This window comes from Streptomyces sp. NPDC096048, from assembly GCF_044763415.1.
In the GTDB taxonomy this organism is placed as follows: Bacteria; Actinomycetota; Actinomycetes; order Streptomycetales; family Streptomycetaceae; genus Streptomyces.
In genome coordinates this window covers 332,354-349,779 of the sequence record NZ_JBIWGG010000007.1, presented here as the reverse complement: position 1 = coordinate 349,779, position 17,426 = coordinate 332,354, and the positions used below count along the sequence as shown (strand labels likewise).

The 17,426-nt window shown below is 71.0% G+C and carries 13 protein-coding genes; 8 read left to right on the top strand and 5 right to left on the bottom strand.

The features are described from left to right. Positions 1 to 70 precede the first annotated feature (70 nt). The 3 genes from ACIQ6R_RS21550 (at position 71) to ACIQ6R_RS21540 (ending at position 2,553) form a co-directional block, all read left to right on the top strand. Positions 71 to 1,009 (top strand): hypothetical protein, encoded by a 939-nt coding sequence (locus tag ACIQ6R_RS21550; protein ID WP_404173161.1) that lies wholly within the window; start codon positions 71 to 73, stop codon positions 1,007 to 1,009. A gap of 70 nt (positions 1,010 to 1,079) precedes the next feature. Beyond that, on the top strand, positions 1,080 to 1,433 hold the full coding sequence (locus ACIQ6R_RS21545) for an ADP-ribosylation/crystallin J1 (protein ID WP_404222882.1): 354 nt from the start codon (positions 1,080 to 1,082) through the stop codon (positions 1,431 to 1,433). Between the two features lie 100 nt (positions 1,434 to 1,533). Next, the gene (locus tag ACIQ6R_RS21540; RefSeq protein WP_404222881.1) at positions 1,534 to 2,553 is read left to right on the top strand and encodes an endonuclease/exonuclease/phosphatase family protein; all 1,020 of its coding nucleotides are present in this window, start codon (positions 1,534 to 1,536) and stop codon (positions 2,551 to 2,553) included. A 41-nt stretch (positions 2,554 to 2,594) separates the two neighbouring features. Here ACIQ6R_RS21540 and ACIQ6R_RS21535 read toward each other — a convergent pair whose 3' ends face one another. After that, on the bottom strand, positions 2,595 to 4,685 hold the full coding sequence (locus ACIQ6R_RS21535; protein WP_404222880.1) for a PhoX family protein: 2,091 nt from the start codon (positions 4,683 to 4,685) through the stop codon (positions 2,595 to 2,597). 265 nt (positions 4,686 to 4,950) lie between these two features. Between ACIQ6R_RS21535 and ACIQ6R_RS21530 the strand changes: the two genes are divergently transcribed. From ACIQ6R_RS21530 to ACIQ6R_RS21520, 3 genes are all read left to right on the top strand, one after another. Continuing rightward, the gene (locus tag ACIQ6R_RS21530) at positions 4,951 to 6,282 is read left to right on the top strand and encodes a VWA domain-containing protein (protein WP_404222879.1); all 1,332 of its coding nucleotides are present in this window, start codon (positions 4,951 to 4,953) and stop codon (positions 6,280 to 6,282) included. Positions 6,283 to 6,393: 111 nt separating this feature from the next. Then, positions 6,394 to 8,010, top strand: coding sequence for a methionine--tRNA ligase (gene metG / locus ACIQ6R_RS21525; protein WP_404222877.1), 1,617 nt, complete (start codon positions 6,394 to 6,396; stop codon positions 8,008 to 8,010). 103 nt (positions 8,011 to 8,113) lie between these two features. Next, the gene (locus tag ACIQ6R_RS21520; protein WP_404222876.1) at positions 8,114 to 8,479 is read left to right on the top strand and encodes a PH domain-containing protein; all 366 of its coding nucleotides are present in this window, start codon (positions 8,114 to 8,116) and stop codon (positions 8,477 to 8,479) included. A 77-nt stretch (positions 8,480 to 8,556) separates the two neighbouring features. Here ACIQ6R_RS21520 and aspS read toward each other — a convergent pair whose 3' ends face one another. After that, positions 8,557 to 10,320, bottom strand: coding sequence for an aspartate--tRNA ligase (aspS, locus tag ACIQ6R_RS21515; RefSeq protein WP_404222875.1), 1,764 nt, complete (start codon positions 10,318 to 10,320; stop codon positions 8,557 to 8,559). Positions 10,321 to 10,518: 198 nt separating this feature from the next. Here aspS and ACIQ6R_RS21510 point away from each other — a divergent pair, with 198 nt between their 5' ends. Further along, on the top strand, positions 10,519 to 12,687 hold the full coding sequence (locus tag ACIQ6R_RS21510) for a SpoIIE family protein phosphatase (RefSeq protein ID WP_404222874.1): 2,169 nt from the start codon (positions 10,519 to 10,521) through the stop codon (positions 12,685 to 12,687). Here ACIQ6R_RS21510 and ACIQ6R_RS21505 read toward each other — a convergent pair. From ACIQ6R_RS21505 to ACIQ6R_RS21495, 3 genes are all read right to left on the bottom strand, one after another. Beyond that, on the bottom strand, positions 12,615 to 13,703 hold the full coding sequence (locus ACIQ6R_RS21505) for an AI-2E family transporter (protein ID WP_404222873.1): 1,089 nt from the start codon (positions 13,701 to 13,703) through the stop codon (positions 12,615 to 12,617). The two genes, ACIQ6R_RS21510 and ACIQ6R_RS21505, sit on opposite strands and share 73 nt — an antisense overlap. A gap of 105 nt (positions 13,704 to 13,808) precedes the next feature. After that, complete coding sequence (locus ACIQ6R_RS21500; protein WP_404222872.1) at positions 13,809 to 14,786, bottom strand: pirin family protein; 978 nt, start codon at positions 14,784 to 14,786, stop codon at positions 13,809 to 13,811. A gap of 143 nt (positions 14,787 to 14,929) precedes the next feature. Beyond that, positions 14,930 to 15,397: an SseB family protein gene (locus ACIQ6R_RS21495; RefSeq protein WP_053134171.1), complete on the bottom strand. Its 468-nt coding sequence runs from the start codon at positions 15,395 to 15,397 to the stop codon at positions 14,930 to 14,932. 163 nt (positions 15,398 to 15,560) lie between these two features. On the opposite strand from ACIQ6R_RS21495, the gene ACIQ6R_RS21490 reads away from it, so the two are divergent. Continuing rightward, positions 15,561 to 17,387: an acyl-CoA dehydrogenase gene (locus tag ACIQ6R_RS21490; protein WP_404222871.1), complete on the top strand. Its 1,827-nt coding sequence runs from the start codon at positions 15,561 to 15,563 to the stop codon at positions 17,385 to 17,387. The last annotated feature ends 39 nt before the right edge of the window (positions 17,388 to 17,426 follow it).

Below are 17,426 nucleotides of genomic sequence, written 5' to 3'. Positions count from 1 at the left end.
GTGGGCCGTGCGTGGGCCATATGCAGTCACGCCGGTCGCCCGTGCCGCTCCCCTGGCCTTGCCTGGAAGGGTGTCGCCACGCCACCGGAACGCCCTGTCGGCCGTCCTGATCGCCCTCGCCTGCCTGCTCGCGCCGTGCGGCACGCTGGCGGGCTGGGCGACGTACGGACCGGGCGACACCGGACGGTACGTCGCCGCCATGTCGCCGCTCGCCGACGATCCGGCCGTACGGGACGCGGTCGCCGACGCGGTGGGCCACACGGTGGGCGACGGGATCGTGGACCAGGTCGCGGCCGGTCCCGCGAGCGGCACCGTGCGGCTCTTCGTGCGGGACGCGGCACGGTCCTTCACCCGGACCGCGGCCTTCCGCGAGGGCTGGGACGCGGCCAACCGCACCGTCCACGACGCCGTACTGCGCGCCCTGCGGGACGAACGGTCGCGCGGACGCGCGGTCACCGTCGACCTGGCCCCGGTCACCGCCCGCGTCAAGGACCGGCTCACCGACGACAACGTGCCGTTCGCGCGGCGCATCCCGGTCCGGCACACCGCGGTCACCGTGCTCCCGGCCCACGAGGCGGACCGGCTCAGGAAGGGCTACCACGTGCTCGACGTCGCCGCCTTGTGGCTGCCGCTGGCGGCCGTCGTCTTCGCCGTCACCGGCATCGCCGTCGCCGCCTGCCGCCGCCGCGCGGTCACGGCCGCCGGCATCGGCACCGCCCTCGGCGGAGCGCTGCTCGCCCTCGCCGTCGTGGTCGGCCGCCGGTTCACCGTCGCCGAACTCCCCGACGCGGTGGACGGGGCGGTGGACGGGCCGGCGGCGGGCGCCGTCTACGACGCCCTCACCGACACCCTGCGCACGGCCTCCTGGCTCCTGGTCGCCCTCGGTCTCACGGTCGCCCTGGCCTCCTGGCTCACGGGCCGGTACGGACATCTGCTGCGCCGGCGCCGGGCACCGGCGGGGACCGCCGCCGACCCGGCACCGCCCCGGCGGCCGCGGGCGCGGCTCTGACCGGGCGAGCCGCCTGGCGCCGGGTGATTCCTTCGCCGGGCTCCCGACCGGGCGGCCAGGGTCACCGGCCATGCCCAAGACGACGACCCTGTGGCGCCCCACCGGACCCGAGGAGCCGGCCCTGGTCGAGGCCTCCGGCTGGACCGCCTGGCCGCCTCGCCTGCCCGAGCAGCCGATCTTCTACCCGGTCCTGAACGAGGACTACGCCGTCCGCATCGCCCGCGACTGGAACGTCCCCGCGTCCGGCTCGGGCTACGTCACGCGCTTCGAGGTCGACGCCGGTTTCCTGGAGCGCTACCCGGTACGCCGGGCAGGCGGCGAGACGATCCTGGAGCTGTGGGTCCCGGCGGAGGAGCTGGAGGAGTTCAACCGGCACATCGTGGGGCGCGTCGAGGTGGTCCGGGAGTTCCACGCGGAGGCGTAGGGCGCCCGGTACGCAACTTTCGGCTCCCGGCTCCCGTCTTGGACGGAGGATGCGGGCATCGCACAGGCAGGCACCGTACCCGCGAGCGAAGGGCCGGGACTTGAACACGGACACCGACACGACGACCGGTGAGTGGACGGACTCGCGGGAGCGGCCGGCGGCCCGCCGCGCCGGGCGGCCGTTCGGGGCCTGGTGCGCGGGACTGCTGTTCGCCGGGGTGAGCGTGGTCGTCGGCTGCCGCCTCGCCGACAGCGACGGCGTCACGCCCGTCCCGCAGCTGCTCGCCTTCCTGCCCTGGCTGCTCGTGCCGACGGGCGCCGGGCTGCTGCTGACGCTGCTCGCCCGGTGGTGGGCCGGCGCGGTGTGGGGGGTGGTGCTGCTCGGGCTGCTGGCGTGGTTCATCGAGCCGTACGGCAAGACGGGCGACCCCGTCGGGCTGCCCGTCGCCGAGCTGCGGGTGCTGACCTCGAACGTGGAGTTCGGGCAGGGCACCGGCGAGCTGATCTCCGCCGTGCGGCGCGAGAAGCCCGACATCGTGTTCGTACAGGAGTGCGAGTACACGTGCGACGCGGCGCTGCGGCGCGACCTCGCCGCCGACTACCCCCACCGGCAGGCCGTCGAGGGCGGCGGCTCCGAGGGGTCCGTCATCCTGAGCGCGTTCCCGCTGGAGGCCACCCCCGGCGTCCCCGGCACCATGGGCATGCCCGGCGCCGTCGCCGACGTGCGCGGCCACGCCGTACGGCTCCAGCTCGCCCACCCGATGCCGCCGCTGCCGGACCAGGTCGGCCTGTGGCGCGCGGAGCTGGACGCGCTGCGCGACGTCGCCGCCGAGGCCGGGGGCAGCGGGGCCCCCAGTGTCCTCGCCGGCGACTTCAACGCCTCCCAGGACCACGCCGCCTTCCGCCGCATCCTCGACACGGGACTGCGCGACGCGGCCCGGCTGGCCGGGGCCGACCGGACGGCCACCTGGCCGGCCCGGACCGCCCCGGCGTTCGGCGTGCAGATCGACCACGTCCTGGTGTCGGAGGACTTCACCGCCCACCGCGCCCGGTTCCTGGACCTGGCCGACACCGACCACCGCGCGCTGGTCGTCGACCTCACGCTGCACGAGGCCGGCTGACACCGGCCACGGACGACGCGGCGGGCGCTCGGAAGGGGTGCTCAGACGCCGATGTCGCGGCCGTCCGCGCGCCACACGGCGACGACCGCCGGACGCACGAGCGTCCCGGGCCCGTCGGGCCAGGTGCTGGCCGGCTCGTCCACGGAGGCGCCGTCGACCTCGCCCGGGTGCTGCACGGCGACCAGCACGCGCCGGTCCTGGATGAGCGGTCCGCAGGTCTCCGCACCGGTCGGCACGGTCAGGAACTGCTTCAGCTCACCGCGCCGGTCGCCCTTGGTCGCGACGCCGAAGAGGCCGTCGTGGGTGCCGAGCGCGTTGCCGTCGGTGGACAGCCACAGGTTGCCGTGGTCGTCGAAGGCGACGTTGTCGGGGCAGGAGATCGGGCTGACCCGGTCCTTCGGGAAGCCCGCGAAGTAGGTCGCCGGGTCCTCCGGGTCACCGGCGACGAGGAAGAGCGACCAGGCGAAGCTGGTGGCGTCGGCCCGGTTCCAGCGCTCGGTCAGCTCCAGGACATGCCCGTGCTTGTTGCTGCCTCGCGGGTTGGCCTCGTCGGGACCGGCGTAACCGGCCTTGCCGCGGTTGGAGTTGTTGGTGAGCGCGACGTACACCTTGCCGGTCGTCGGCGAGGGCTCGATGTCCTCGGGACGGTCCATCTTGGTCGCGCCGACCTTGTCACCCGCGAGCCGCGTGAACACGCACACTTCCTCGGCGCTCATGCCGTCGACGTGCGAGACGGCGCCGTCCTCGGTGGCGGTGACCAGCGGGATCCAGCGGCCGCCGCCGTCGAACTCGCCGTCGGACGGCAGCTTGCCCGTGCCGTCGATCTCGATCGCCGGGGAGTCGCCGCTGAGCTTGGCGACGTACAGGGTGCCCTCGTCGAGCAGCGACAGGTTGTGCTCACGTGCCCAGCGGGAGTTCCCGTGGCGCATCCGCTTGCTGCCGACGAACTTGTAGAAGTAGTCGAACCGCTCGTCGTCGCCGGTGTAGACGACCGGGCGCCCGTCGTGCGTCAGCCGCACGGTCGCCGCCTCGTGCTTGAAGCGGCCGAGCAGGGTGTGCTTGCGCGGGGTGGACTCCGGGTCGTACGGGTCCAGTTCGACGACGTACCCGAAACGGTGCACCTCGTTCGGCTCCTGGGCGACGTCGAAGCGCTTGTCGAACCGCTCCCACTTGCGCTCGGTGGCGCCGGTGCCGACCCCGTACCGCTTGTCCGTCGCCCGGCCGCTGTTGGCGAAGTACTGGTTGAAGTTCTCCTCGCCGTGCAGCGTCGTGCCCCACGGGGTGGTGCCGCCGGAGCAGTTGTTGAGGGTGCCGAGCACCTTGCGGCCGGACCGGTCGGCCGAGGTCTTCACCAGGTCGGACCCGGCGGCCGGGCCGGTGAGCCGGAACTCGGTCGTCGCGGTGACGCGCCGGTTCAGACGGTGCCGCGTGACGGGCGTCAGCTTCCCGCTCCCGCGCTCCTCCTCCACCACCACGGCGGACAGCCCGTGCGCGGCCCAGGCGATCTCGACCTGCTCGCGGGTCGGGTTGTCGGGATCGTAGCCGCGGAACATGAGCATCTCGTCGGTGTACTCGTGGTTGGCGACGAGGACCTGCCGGCCGCGCTCACCGCGCAGCGGCAGCAGCGCGAGGAAGTCGTTGTTGTAGCCGAACTGCCCGGCCTGGGCCCTGGCGGTCTGGTTCTCCGGGTCGAAGGCGGGCGCCCCGCGCAGAATGGGTTCACCCCAACGGATCACGACGTCCTGCCGGTACCCCTCCGGGACGGTGACGGCGTCGTCGGTGTTGGGCGCGACGGGCGTGAACCGCAGCCCACGCGCACCCCGTGATGTCGACGGTTTCCCGTGCCCCGTCCCGTGCCCCCTCCCGGCCACCGGCGCGGCCTGCGCCGACGGCGCCCCGGCCACACCCACGGCACCGGCGCCCGCCGCGGCGACGGTGACGACGGCCGCGGCCCGCATCATGGAGCGGCGGCTGAGCGCACCGGCGATCACGTCGCCGACGTACTCGTTGGAGCTGGTGTTGGGCACCTCGTGGAAGCAGGCGTCTCCACACCGGAAACGGCAGGTCATGGCGGACCGGCCGCCAGGATGCGAACCGGACGGTGTTCCGATCAACGGCAGCAGCTTGCGCACTGTGTTCTCCCCTGAGAAGCCCTTGGATGCCCTTGGTATCAGCGCGACCGTAGGTGCACATACGTGCGGGAGACGGGCGCCGCGGTGAACGGCGGGTGAATCCGCGGAAGCGGTAAGGGAATTACCGCGGCGGCTCGATCCCACCTTGACGCGCCCGGGGTTTCATGGCAGACCCTGCACAAGATCACAATTCAGGGCCGCTAACCTTACGTGTCCGTCCTGGCCAGGGATTGACGGGCATCAACTCACGCGAAGGGTTGCGCACATGGGCATTCTCACCTCTCTGCGGAACGTGTTCGGCCGGTCACGCAAAGAACGGGCCGCCCAGGCGGAGGGTGTGACGCAGGAGACGGCACCGCCGGCCACCGCGCCGGAGCCGAAGCTCCCGTCCCAGCCCACCGCACCCCCGGAGCCGACCGAGGCACCGGAGCAGACGGAGGCCCCCACCCCCGCCCCCAAGGCGGCGGCCCAGGTCCCCGAGCCCCGCACGGCACCCCCGACCTCCTCCGACGAACACGAACTCGTCAAGGCCGCCTTCGCCAACATCGCGGTCCCCAAACCGACGGAGACCGCGGACCCGGAGCCGGCGGCGAAGCCGGAGGCGGAAGCGGAACCCGAGGCGGCCCCGACGCCGGAGGCGGAAACGAAGCCCGAGGCGGCGGCCCCGGAACCGGCCCCCGACCCCGACCCCGAGCCCGAGCCCGAGCCCAAGGCGGAGCCGGAACCGGCCCCCGAGCCCGAGTCCGAGTCCGAGTCCGAGACGCAGCCGGAACCCGCAGCCGCCGACGGCGAGGAAGCCCCCCAGGGGCCACCCGCACCCGACGACGAAAGCGGCACGGGCGGTGCGGGTGGGAACACAGGGGCCGAAGGCGAAGCCGAGGCCGAACCGACCCCCCAGCCGGAGGCAGACGCACCCGGCGAGACCGAGCCCGCAAAACCGGCAACACCTGCGGCCCGCCTCCGCTCCCGCGCCCCCGGCCTGGCCACCGCCTACAAGGCCGCCGGCACCGCCCTCAAGAAGCACGACCTCACCGGCGCCCGCGCCAAGGTCCACCTGGTCCTCGACCGCTCCGCCTCCATGCGCCCCTACTACAAGGACGGCTCCGCCCAGGCCCTCGCCGAGCAGACGCTCGCGCTCGCCGCCCACCTGGACCCCGAGGCCACGGTCCACGTCACGTTCTTCTCCACGGAAGTGGACGGCACCGGCGACCTCACCCTGGCCGACCACGAGAACAAGATCGACGAGCTGCACGCAGCGCTCGGCCGCATGGGCCGCACCAGCTACCACGCCGCCGTGGACGCGGTCCTCGCGCACCACGCGAAGGAGGCCCCCGGCACCCCCGCCCTGGTGGTCTTCCAGACCGACGGCGCCCCCGACGCCAAGACCCCGGCCACCCAGTCCCTCACCAAGGCGGCGGCCGAGCACCCGAACGTCCACTTCTCCTTCGTCGCCTTCGGCGACCCGGAGAACAAGGCCTTCGACTACCTCCGCAAGCTCAAGACGGGCAACGCGTCCCACTTCCTCGCCGGCGAGACCCCCAAGGAGCTCACCGACAAGGAGCTCTACGAGGGCGTACTGGCCACCTGGCGCCCGTAGGACACCAGGGCACCGGAACCGCCCGACGGGGGGCGGACAGGGGAGGTCACCCCTGTCCGCCCCCCGAAACGCGTGTGAGTCGATCTCCATCGGACCAGTAGGATTTCGACCATGGCGGCCACTGGAAACGAGAAGCAGGGGGCGAAGGCGTTCTACGTCTCGACCCCCATTTACTACGTCAACGACGCTCCTCACCTGGGCCACGCCTATACGACCGTCGCAGGCGACGTGCTCACCCGCTGGCACCGCCAGCGCGGCGAGAAGGTGTGGTACCTCACCGGCACGGACGAGCACGGTCAGAAGATCATGCGCACGGCCGAGGCGAACGGGGTCACCCCGCAGGCCTGGGCCGACAAGCTCGTCACCGAGGCCTGGAAGCCCCTGTGGGAGCACCTCGACATCGCGAACGACGACTTCATCCGCACCACGCAGAAGCGGCACACCGACCGCGTCCAGGAGTTCGTGCAGGACCTGTACGACAAGGACGAGATCTACAAGGGCGGCTACGAGGGCCCGTACTGCGTGGGCTGCGAGGAGTACAAGCTCCCCGGTGAGCTGCTCGACGGCGAGGGCGAGTACGCGGGCCAGAAGCTCTGCCCGATCCACAAGAAGCCGGTGGAGATCCTCAGCGAGGAGAACTACTTCTTCAAGCTGAGCGAGTACAGCGAGAAGCTCCTCGCCCACTACGAGGCCAACCCGGGCTTCATCCAGCCCGAGTCCGCGCGCAACGAGGTCGTGAACTTCGTCCGCCAGGGCCTGCAGGACCTCTCCATCTCCCGCTCGACCTTCGACTGGGGCGTGCCGGTCCCCTGGGACGACAAGCACGTCATCTACGTGTGGATCGACGCCCTGCTGAACTACGCCACGGCGGTCGGCTACAACGAGAACCCGGAGAAGTTCGAGGCCACCTTCCCGGCCGACGTCCACCTGGTCGGCAAGGATATCCTCCGCTTCCACGCGATCATCTGGCCGGCGATGCTGATGGCGCAGGGCCTCCCCCTGCCCGGGAAGATCGCCGCGAACGGCTGGCTGATGGTCGGCGGCGAGAAGATGAGCAAGTCGAATCTGACCGGCATCAAGCCGCAGGACCTGACCTCGCACTTCGGCGTCGACGCGTACCGCTGGTACTTCCTGCGCGCGATCGCGTTCGGCCAGGACGGCTCGTTCTCCTGGGAGGACTTCTCCGCCCGCTACACCAGCGAGCTGGCCAACGACTACGGCAACCTCGCCTCCCGCGTCGCGGCCATGGTCGGCAAGTACTTCGGCGGCGAGCTGCCGGCCGCCACGGCGGACGGGGACGCCGAGAAGGCCATCCACGACGGCCTGACCAAGGCCGTCACGGAGGCCGACCGGAAGATCGGCGAGGAGCTGGACTTCCAGGGCGGCATCCTCGCCGTCTTCGACTTCGTCAAGCAGGTCAACGGCTACATCACCGAGCAGGAGCCCTGGAAGGTCGCCAAGGACGATTCACCGGAGGGCAAGGCCCGCCTGGCGACGATCCTCTACACGGCCGCGGAGTCCCTCCGCGCGGTGGCGGTCCTCCTGAACCCGATCATGCCGGACACCTCCCAGAAGCTCTGGGACTCGCTCGGCGCCGAGGCGTCCCTCGGCGGTCTCCCGGACCAGAAGGTCCAGGAGGCGGGCTACTGGGGCCGGCTGCCCGCCGGTTCCACGGTCACCAAGGGCGCGGTGCTCTTCCCGCGTCTCGAGGAGAAGCCGACCGCGTAACGCGCTCGCTACAGCACGGGGCCCGGGAGAGGCAGAGCTTCTCCCGGGCCTCGCGCTTTGCGAGGATCGGACGAGCAGCCGGCTCACGTGGGGGGACCATCCAATGGCATTGTTCGGCAACGCACACAGCATCGACCCGGCCCAGGCACAGCAGGAGTACGCACGCCTTCTCGGCCACGGCGAGCAGGTCCACGCCGCGTACCTGCTGATCCGCGACACCATCCTGTTCACCGACCGGCGGCTGATCCTGGTCGACAAGCAGGGCATCACCGGGAAGAAGACGGAGTACCACTCGATCCCGTACCGCAGCATCACGCACTTCGCGGTCGAGACGGCCGGCACCTTCGACCTCGACGCCGAACTGAAGATCTGGCTCTCCGGCTCCCCGGCCCCCATCCAGAAGACCTTCACCAAGGGCGTCGACATCTACGAGGTCCAGGCGATCCTGACCCAGTTCGTGGCGCGGTAGGCCCGCGACGGAACGCACAGGGGCCCGGCACCGGATCGATCTCCGGTGCCGGGCCCCTGTGCCGTGCCGTAGGCGGACTACTTCGGCTGCGGCTTGCGCACCGTCAGGTGCAGTTCCCTCAGCCGGGTCTCGTCCAGCTCGGTCGGCGCGCCCATCATCAGGTCCTGGGCGTTGCCGTTGAGCGGGAAGGCGATCGTCTCGCGAATGTTGGGCTCGTCGGCGAGCAGCATGACGATCCGGTCGACGCCCGGGGCGATGCCACCGTGCGGCGGGGCGCCGAAACGGAGCGCGCGCAGCATGCCGGCGAACTCGCGCTCGACGGTCTCGGCGTCGTAGCCCGCGATCGCGAAGGCCTTGAGCATGATGTCCGGCTCGTGGTTCCGGATCGCGCCGGAGGACAGCTCGACGCCGTTGCAGACGATGTCGTACTGCCAGGCCAGAATGTCCAGCGGGTCCTGGTTCTCCAGGGCGTCCATGCCGCCCTGCGGCATGGAGAAGGGGTTGTGGGAGAAGTCGATCCTCCCCGTCTCCTCGTCCTTCTCGTACATCGGGAAGTCGACGATCCAGCAGAACCGGAAGACGTTCTCCTCGAAGTGCCCGGCGCGCTTGGCGGCCTCGACCCGCACCGCGCCCATGATCTTCGATACCTCGTCGAACTCGCCCGCGCCGAAGAACACCGCGTGCCCGGGCGCCAGGGAGAGCCGCTTGGTCAGCTCCGCGACGTTCTCCTCCGTGAGGAACTTCGCGATCGGGCCGGACAGCTGGCCGTCCTCGCCGACGCGGACCCAGGCCAAACCCTTGGCGCCCTGCGAGACGGCGTAGTCGCCGAGCTGGTCGAAGAACTTGCGGGGCTGGCCCGAGACGTCCGGGACGGGCAGCGCGCGGACGTGCTTGCCGGCGAAGGCCTTGAACTCCGAGCCCGCGAAGATGTCGGTGATGTCGACGAGCTCCAGCTGGGCGCGCAGGTCCGGCTTGTCGGAGCCGTACTTCAGCATCGCCTCGCGGAACGGGATCCGCGGGAAGGGCGAGGTGACCTCGCGGCCGCCGCCGAACTCCGTGAACAGCTCCGTCATCAGCCGCTCGACCGGCTGGAAGACGTCCTCCTGCTCGACGAAGCTCATCTCGACGTCGAGCTGGTAGAACTCACCCGGCGAGCGGTCGGCACGGGCGTCCTCGTCGCGGAAGCAGGGCGCGATCTGGAAGTACCGGTCGAAGCCGGAGATCATCAGCAGCTGCTTGAACTGCTGCGGCGCCTGGGGGAGAGCGTAGAAGCGGCCCGCGTGCAGGCGCGAGGGCACCACGAAGTCGCGGGCGCCCTCGGGGGAGGTGGCGGTGAGGATGGGCGTCGCCATCTCGTTGAAGCCGAGGGCCACCATCTTGTGACGGATCGCCGAGATGACCGCCGTGCGCAGCATGATGTTGCGGTGCATGCGCTCGCGGCGCAGGTCCAGGAAGCGGTACTCCAGGCGCCGCTCCTCGTTGACCCCGTCCTCGGCGTTGATGGTGAAGGGCAGCGGCTGGGCGGCGCCGAGCAGCTCGACCACGCCCACCTCGACCTCGACCTCGCCGGTGGGCAGGTCGGGGTTGATGTTGTCGGCGCCCCGGGAGACGACCTTGCCGTCGACACGGACGGTCGATTCCTTGGTCAGCTTGTCCAGCGCCTCGTAGGCCTCGGTGCCCGGACGGGCGACGAGCTGCGTGATGCCGTAGTGATCGCGCAGATCGATGAAGAGGATGCCGCCCAGGTCGCGCCGATTGTGCAGCCAGCCACTCAGTCGGACGTCGGTGCCGACGTCAGAGGAGCGGAGCTCGCCGCAGGTGTGGGACCTGTACCGATGCATCGTCGTTCATCCAGCCTTCGTGGATCGGGGATGGCGTTTCGCGTTTCACGTGAAACAACCCCAGCGTACCGGGCACCCACAGCTGTCTTCCTCCCCATTGACACGAGGGCGGGCGCCAGGGCGGGCACGGGGCGGGCGGGAGGGCGGCGGGAGGCCGACCGGTGGCAGCGTTCGATCTCCTCTTCTTACAGTGGGGAAATGCGCACTGGAGAGCCCCTGCCCGAGGTGGGGGACGTCCTTGCCGCTCTCGCGACCGGTCTGTGGCGCTGGGACACCGCCGCCGGAGAGGTCACGGTCGACGCGGAGGCGGCCCGCCTGCTCGGGCTGCCCGCGGAACCGGCGTGCCTCACCGAGGCCCAGGTGCGGGCCCGGTTGCATCCGGTGGACTGGAACGAGATCACCGGGGTGGTCCAGCTCGCCGTCGCCGAGGGCACCCTCGCCGAGGTCCGGATCCGGATCATGGACGAGCTGGGACACATCGTCCGGATCGTGCGCAGCCGCTCCAAGCCGTCGTTCGACCGCGTGCGCAAGGCCTACGAGCTGATCGGCACCCTTCAGGAGGTCGCCGAGCCGACGCCGGGCACGCCCGCCGGGCGCAGCGCGGTCACCGGCGACTGGCGCCGCTCCCGGGAGGCGTTCCTCCTGGACGCGGGCCGGGCACTGGCCGAGGCCCGGTCCACCGAAGAGGTGCTGCGGGTCGCGGCGGGACTGTCGATGCCGGGGTTCTCCCCGGACGGGCTCGCGGTGTTCGGGGTCTCCGGCGACCGCCTGACGGTCATCGGCCACCACGGACAGCCGCAGAACGACATGAACCCGTTCGTGAACATGCCGCTGGACACGGACTACCCGGCCGCCGAGGCGGTCCGCACCGGCCGTGCCGTCTATCTCTCCTCCCCCGCGCAGTACCGGGCCCGCTACCCCCTCACCTGGCCGCTCGCCGAGCGCTTCGGCCGCCGCTCCTGGGCCTTCCTGCCGCTGACCGTGGCGGGCCGCCCGATGGGCGCCTGGATGGCGGCCTTCGCCTACCCGGTCGCGTTCACGCCGGACGAACGGTCGGTGCTGACCACCGTGGCGCGGATGCTGGCGCAGGCCCTGTCCCGGGCGGGCGCCGCCGAGACCCAGCGGGAGCTGTCCGAAGGGCTGCAGCGCACCATGCTGCCCGTGCTCGGCCCGGAGATCCCCGGCATGGGCGTCGCCGCCCGCTACGTCCCCACCGGCGGCGGCCTCCAGGTCGGCGGCGACTGGTACGACATGATCCAGTTGCCCGGGGGCCGCTTCGCCCTGGTCATCGGCGACGTCCAGGGACACGACGTACGCGCGGCCGGGCTGATGGGCCAGCTGCGCATCGCCCTGCGCGCCTACGCCGCCGAGGGCCACCGTCCCGACGCGGTGCTCTCCCGCGCCTCCCACTTCTTCCACGGTCTCGCCCAGTCCGACGACGACCCCGGGGACACGCGCTTCGCGACCTGCTACTACGCCGAGGTCGACCCCGCGACCGGCACCGTGGAGAGCGCCCGCGCCGGGCATCTGGACCCGGTCGTGCGCCTGGCGGACGGGACGGCGCTGATCCTCGCCACGGCGGGCGGACTGCCCCTCGGCATCGACCCGGACTCCGACTACCCGACCACGCGGCTCGCCCTGGAACCCGGGGACACCCTGATGCTGTGCACGGACGGCCTGGTGGAGACCGGCGGCCACGACCTGCAGACCGGCTGGCACCGCCTCCGCGTCGTCCTGGAGGAGCACGACGGCGGTCTGGAGGAACTGGCCGACGCGCTGATCCAGGCGGTGCACGGGCCCTCCTCGCACCACACCACCGGCCCGCTGGCCGACCGGCGGGAGGACGACATCGCCCTGCTGCTGCTGTGCCGGCAGGGCGAGGGCTGCGGCTGCGGCGACAGCACCGTGGCCAGGCCGTCGGTGCGCCGCACGATGCTGACGGTCGCGCAGGCCGAGCCCGCGCGGATCGCCACCGCCCGGCAGCATCTGCGCGACCTGCTGCACGACTGGCCGAACGAGGAGCAGCGGGACGCCGCGGTGCTCCTGCTCTCCGAGATGCTGACCAACGTCCTCGTGCACACCGACGCCGACGCCCTGCTGGTCGCCGAGGTCGTCGGGGTGCCGGGCGAGCGGCTGATCCGGGTGGAGGTCACCGACACCGGCGACGACCTGCCGCACAAGCGCCGGCCGGGGGAGATGGCGTCCTCCGGACGCGGCCTGATGCTGATCGAGTTGCTCGCGGACGCGTGGGGAGTCGCCCCGCGCGGCGAGGGCAAGAGCATCTGGTACGAGGTCTACGAGTCCGCGGGACCGGAGGACGGCCCCGGAGACGGCCTCGGCCCCGTCGGCGACCCCGACGCGGCGTAACGCGCCTGGACCTCGTGGACGACCCCGAACGCCGCCGCGGTCAGCGGAACGGCGAGCAGCATGCCCAGGATGCCCGCCACCGACGCCCCCGCGGTGAGCGCGAGCAGCACGAGGGCCGGGTGCATCTGCACGGTCCGGCTCTGGATCATCGGCTGGAGCACATGCCCCTCCAGCACCTGCACGGCCAGGACCACCCCGAGGGCCCACAGCGCGATCACGAACCCCCGGTCGGCCAGCGCGACCAGCACGGCGACGGCTCCCGAGATGAACGCCCCGAGGTAGGGGATGTACGCCCCGACGAAGACCAGCGCGCCGAGCCCGACGGCGCCGGGGACACGCAGGACGAGCAGCCCGACGGTGATGCAGACCGCGTCGATGAGGGCGATGAGGGTGGTGCCCCGCATGAAGCCCTCGACGGCCCCGAAGGCCCGCCGGGACATCGCCTCGACCATGTCGGCGCCGCCGGGCGGGGCGATGGCGCGCACCGTGCCGACGGCCCGGTCGGAGTCGCGCAGGAAGAAGAAGACGAGCAGCAGCGCCAGCACGGCCATGGCCAGCATCTCGCCGACGACGCTGATCCCGGTGACCACCCCCGAGGCGGCCGTACCGCCGAACTTGCCCAGCAGCTCCCTCGCGTTGGACGCCATGTCGTCCAGCGAGGTCCCGGCCGCCCCGAAGTGGTCGGCGATGTCCCGCGCCGCGTTCCGCAGCGAGGCGATGATCTGGTCGCCCGTCTCGACGAGCGCGGCCACCACGATGTACACGGCCCCGCCGACCACGGCGACGACGGCGACACAGGTGAGCCCGGCGGCCAGCGACCGCTGCACGTGCGCCTTCACCAGCCACCGGTGCAGCGGTCTGAGCAGGGCGGTCCCGAGCAGCGCGAGCAGTGCCGGCGTCACCGCGGTGCGGAACTCGACGCAGAGCCGGATCGCGACGTAGACGACACCGCTGGCGAGCAGGATGACGGCACACCAGGCGGCGAACCGACGGACCGGACCGGGAAGCAGCTGCACGCTCCCAGCCGATCACGCACCGGGCGGGCTGTCCTGCGCGGACGGCCCGCCCGGGGGACACGGCGTCAGCGTGACGCCCAGTCAGCCGACGTCAGGCGTCAGGCGTCAGGCGTCAGGCCCCGCCGCGGACATCCCGTGCACGGCCGGAACCGTGCCCAGGCGGCCCTTCTGGAAGTCCTCGAAGGCCTGCTGGAGTTCCTCACGGGTGTTCATGACGAACGGCCCGTAGTGCGCCATCGGCTCCCGGATCGGCTGCCCGCCGAGCAGCACGACCTCCAGGTCGGGGGTGTGCGCGTCCTGCTTCTCGTCCGCGCGGACGGTCAGCGAGCCTCCGGCGCCGAAGACGGCGGTCTGCCCCAGGTGGATCGGCCGCCGCTCGGCGCCCACGGACCCGCGTCCGGCCATCACGTACGCCAGGCCGTTGAACTCCTCCCGCCAGGGCAGGGTGATCTCGGCGCCGGGCGCGAGCGTGGCGTGGATCATCGTGATCGGCGTGTGGGTGATGCCGGGCCCCTCGTGACCGTCCAGGTCACCGGCGATGACGCGCATCAGCGCGCCGCCGTCCGGGGAGGTGAGCAGCTGGACGGAGCCGCTGCGGATGTCCTGGTACCTGGGGGCCATCATCTTGTCCCGGGCCGGCAGGTTCACCCACAGCTGGAGCCCGTGGAAGAGCCCGCCGGACATGACCAGCTGCTCCGGCGGCGCCTCGATGTGCAGCAGACCGGAGCCCGCCGTCATCCACTGGGTGTCCCCGTTGGTGATGGTGCCGCCACCGCCCTGCGAGTCCTGGTGGTCGAAGATCCCGTCGATGATGTAGGTGACGGTCTCGAAACCGCGGTGAGGGTGCCAGGGCGTGCCCTTGGGCTCACCGGGCGCGTACTCCACCTCACCCATCTGGTCCATCATGATGAACGGGTCGAGATGGCGGTAGTTGATCCCGGCGAACGCGCGGCGAACCGGGAAGCCCTCACCCTCGAAACCGCTGGGCGCGGTCGTGACGGTGAGCACGGGACGTGCGACGGCGTCGGCGGGTGCGGATACGCGGGGCAGCGTCAACGGGTTCTCGACGGTCACGGCAGGCATGTCGTCCTCCTCGGGCGGCGTGCGCCCCACTTTAGTTGAGCGTTGAACTTCTTGTCACCCAGAACCGCGAAAGCCCGGAGGGCATTCCCCCCGGGCTCACAGAGTCGAGCGCCACCGATCAGCCGTGCGCGCGGCATTGGCGTCTAGCCATACATCCGGCGCATCGCGAAATCGACCATCTGTTCGACGGCCTTCGCGTCGAAGACCATCCGGTGCTCGCCCTCCATGTCCAGTACGAAGCCGTAGCCGGTCGGCAGGAGGTCGATCACCTCCGCGCCGGTGATCACGAAGTACTTGGACTCCTTGCCCGCGTACCGGCGCAGTTCCTTGAGTCCGGTGAACATGGGGATCACCGGCTGCTGGGTGTTGTGCAGCGCGAGGAAGCCGGGGTTGTCGCCGCGCGGGCAGTAGACCTTCGAGGTCGCGAAGATCTGCTGGAAGTCCTCGGCGGACATCTGGCCGGTGGTGAAGGCGCGCACCGCGTCCGCGAGCGAGGGCGGGGACGGCTCGGGGTACAGCGGCGGCTGCTGCCCGTATCCGCCGGACATCGGCTGCTGCGGCGGGGCGTACTGCTGCTGCTGAGGACCCGCGGTCTGGTCGTAGCCGTACATGCCGCAAAGAGTAACGAGTAACGAGTCACAGATGACCCGCTCGGGGTTGCTTCTTATTACCGACGGGTAGCATCATCGTAGCTACTAGTTGGTACGTGAAGTAGGTACGTGTAACAGATGCGAGGAGCCAGTGCCTCGCCGATCTCTCAACGGAGCCGTCGCCATGGGGCACTACAAGCCGAATCTCCGGGACATCGAGTTCAACCTCTTCGAGGTGCTCGGCCGTGACAAGGTGTACGGCACCGGCCCGTTCGCGGAGATGGACACGGACACCGCCAAGAGCGTCCTGGAGGAGCTGACCCGCCTCTCGGAGAACGAGCTGGCCGAGTCCTTCGCCGACGCCGACCGCAACCCGCCGGTCTTCGACCCGGAGACCAACACCGCGCCGGTCCCGGCGTCCTTCAAGAAGAGCTACCAGGCCTTCATGGACTCCGAGTACTGGCGCCTGGGCCTGCCCGAGGAGATCGGCGGCACCACCTCGCCGCGCTCCCTGATCTGGGCCTACGCGGAGCTGATCCTCGGCGCCAACCCGGCCGTGTGGATGTACTCCTCCGGCCCGGCGTTCGCGGGCATCCTCTTCGAGGAGGGCAACGAGGCGCAGAAGCACATCGCGTCCTTCGCCGTGGAGAAGCAGTGGGGCTCCACCATGGTGCTCACCGAGCCGGACGCGGGCTCGGACGTCGGCGCCGGCCGCACCAAGGCGGTCCAGCAGGAGGACGGCTCCTGGCACATCGAGGGCGTCAAGCGCTTCATCACGTCCGGCGAGCACGACATGTCGGAGAACATCCTCCACTACGTCCTCGCCCGCCCCGAGGGCGCCGGGCCCGGCACCAAGGGCCTGTCCCTCTTCCTCGTCCCGAAGTACGAGTTCGACTTCGAGACCGGCGAGCTGGGCGAGCGCAACGGCGTCTACGCCACCAACGTCGAGCACAAGATGGGCCTGAAGGCCTCCAACACCTGCGAGATGACCTTCGGCGACCGCCACCCCGCCAAGGGCTGGCTGATCGGCGACAAGCACGACGGCATCCGCCAGATGTTCCGCATCATCGAGTTCGCCCGCATGATGGTCGGCACGAAGGCGATCTCCACCCTCTCCACGGGCTACCTCAACGCCCTGGAGTACGCCAAGGAGCGCGTCCAGGGCCCCGACCTGGCCAACTTCATGGACAAGACGGCCCCCAAGGTCACCATCACCCACCACCCGGACGTCCGCCGCTCCCTCATGACGCAGAAGGCGTACGCCGAGGGCATGCGCGCGCTGGTGATGTACACCGCCTCCGTCCAGGACGAGATCCAGGTCAAGGAGGCGAACGGCGAGGACGCCGCCACCGAGCACGCCCTCAACGACCTGCTCCTGCCGATCGTCAAGGGCTACGGCTCGGAGAAGGCCTACGAGCAGCTCGCCCAGTCGCTCCAGACCTTCGGCGGCTCCGGGTTCCTCCAGGAGTACCCGATCGAGCAGTACATCCGCGACGCCAAGATCGACACCCTGTACGAGGGCACCACGGCGATCCAGGGCCAGGACTACTTCTTCCGGAAGATCGTCCGCAACCAGGGCGCCGCGCTGAACTCGCTCGCCGAGGACATCAAGAAGTTCCTCGCCCTCGGCACCGGCGGCGAGGAGCTGTCCGGCGCCCGCGAGCACCTGGCCAAGGCCGCCGTCGAGCTGGAGGCCATCGTCGGTCTCATGCTGACCGACCTCGCGGCCACCGAGCAGGACGTCAAGAACATCTACAAGGTGGGCCTCAACACCACCCGCCTGCTGCTCGCCTCCGGCGACGTGATCGTCGGCTACCTGCTCCTCAAGGGCGCCGCGATCGCCGCCGAGAAGCTGCCGACCGCCTCCGCCAAGGACAAGGCCTTCTACACCGGCAAGATCGCCGCGGCGAAGTTCTTCGCGGCCAACGTGCTGCCCGGCGTCACCATGGCCCGCAAGGTCGCCCAGGGTGTCGAGCTGGACCTGATGGAGCTGGACGAGGCGGCCTTCTAGAACCCGTCCGCCTCCTCCACCAATTCCACACAGCCTGAC

Excerpts from the sequence above, each read along its gene's own strand:
- ACIQ6R_RS21545 (WP_404222882.1), top strand. The coding sequence starts at position 1,080 with ATGCCCAAGACGACGACCCTGTGGCGCCCCACCGGACCCGAGGAGCCG.
- ACIQ6R_RS21530 (WP_404222879.1), top strand. The coding sequence starts at position 4,951 with ATGGGCATTCTCACCTCTCTGCGGAACGTGTTCGGCCGGTCACGCAAA.
- metG (WP_404222877.1), top strand. The coding sequence starts at position 6,394 with ATGGCGGCCACTGGAAACGAGAAGCAGGGGGCGAAGGCGTTCTACGTC.
- ACIQ6R_RS21520 (WP_404222876.1), top strand. The coding sequence starts at position 8,114 with ATGGCATTGTTCGGCAACGCACACAGCATCGACCCGGCCCAGGCACAG.
- aspS (WP_404222875.1), bottom strand. The coding sequence starts at position 10,320 with ATGCATCGGTACAGGTCCCACACCTGCGGCGAGCTCCGCTCCTCTGAC.
- ACIQ6R_RS21510 (WP_404222874.1), top strand. The coding sequence starts at position 10,519 with ATGCGCACTGGAGAGCCCCTGCCCGAGGTGGGGGACGTCCTTGCCGCT.
- ACIQ6R_RS21500 (WP_404222872.1), bottom strand. The coding sequence starts at position 14,786 with ATGCCTGCCGTGACCGTCGAGAACCCGTTGACGCTGCCCCGCGTATCC.
- ACIQ6R_RS21495 (WP_053134171.1), bottom strand. The coding sequence starts at position 15,397 with ATGTACGGCTACGACCAGACCGCGGGTCCTCAGCAGCAGCAGTACGCC.
- ACIQ6R_RS21490 (WP_404222871.1), top strand. The coding sequence starts at position 15,561 with ATGGGGCACTACAAGCCGAATCTCCGGGACATCGAGTTCAACCTCTTC.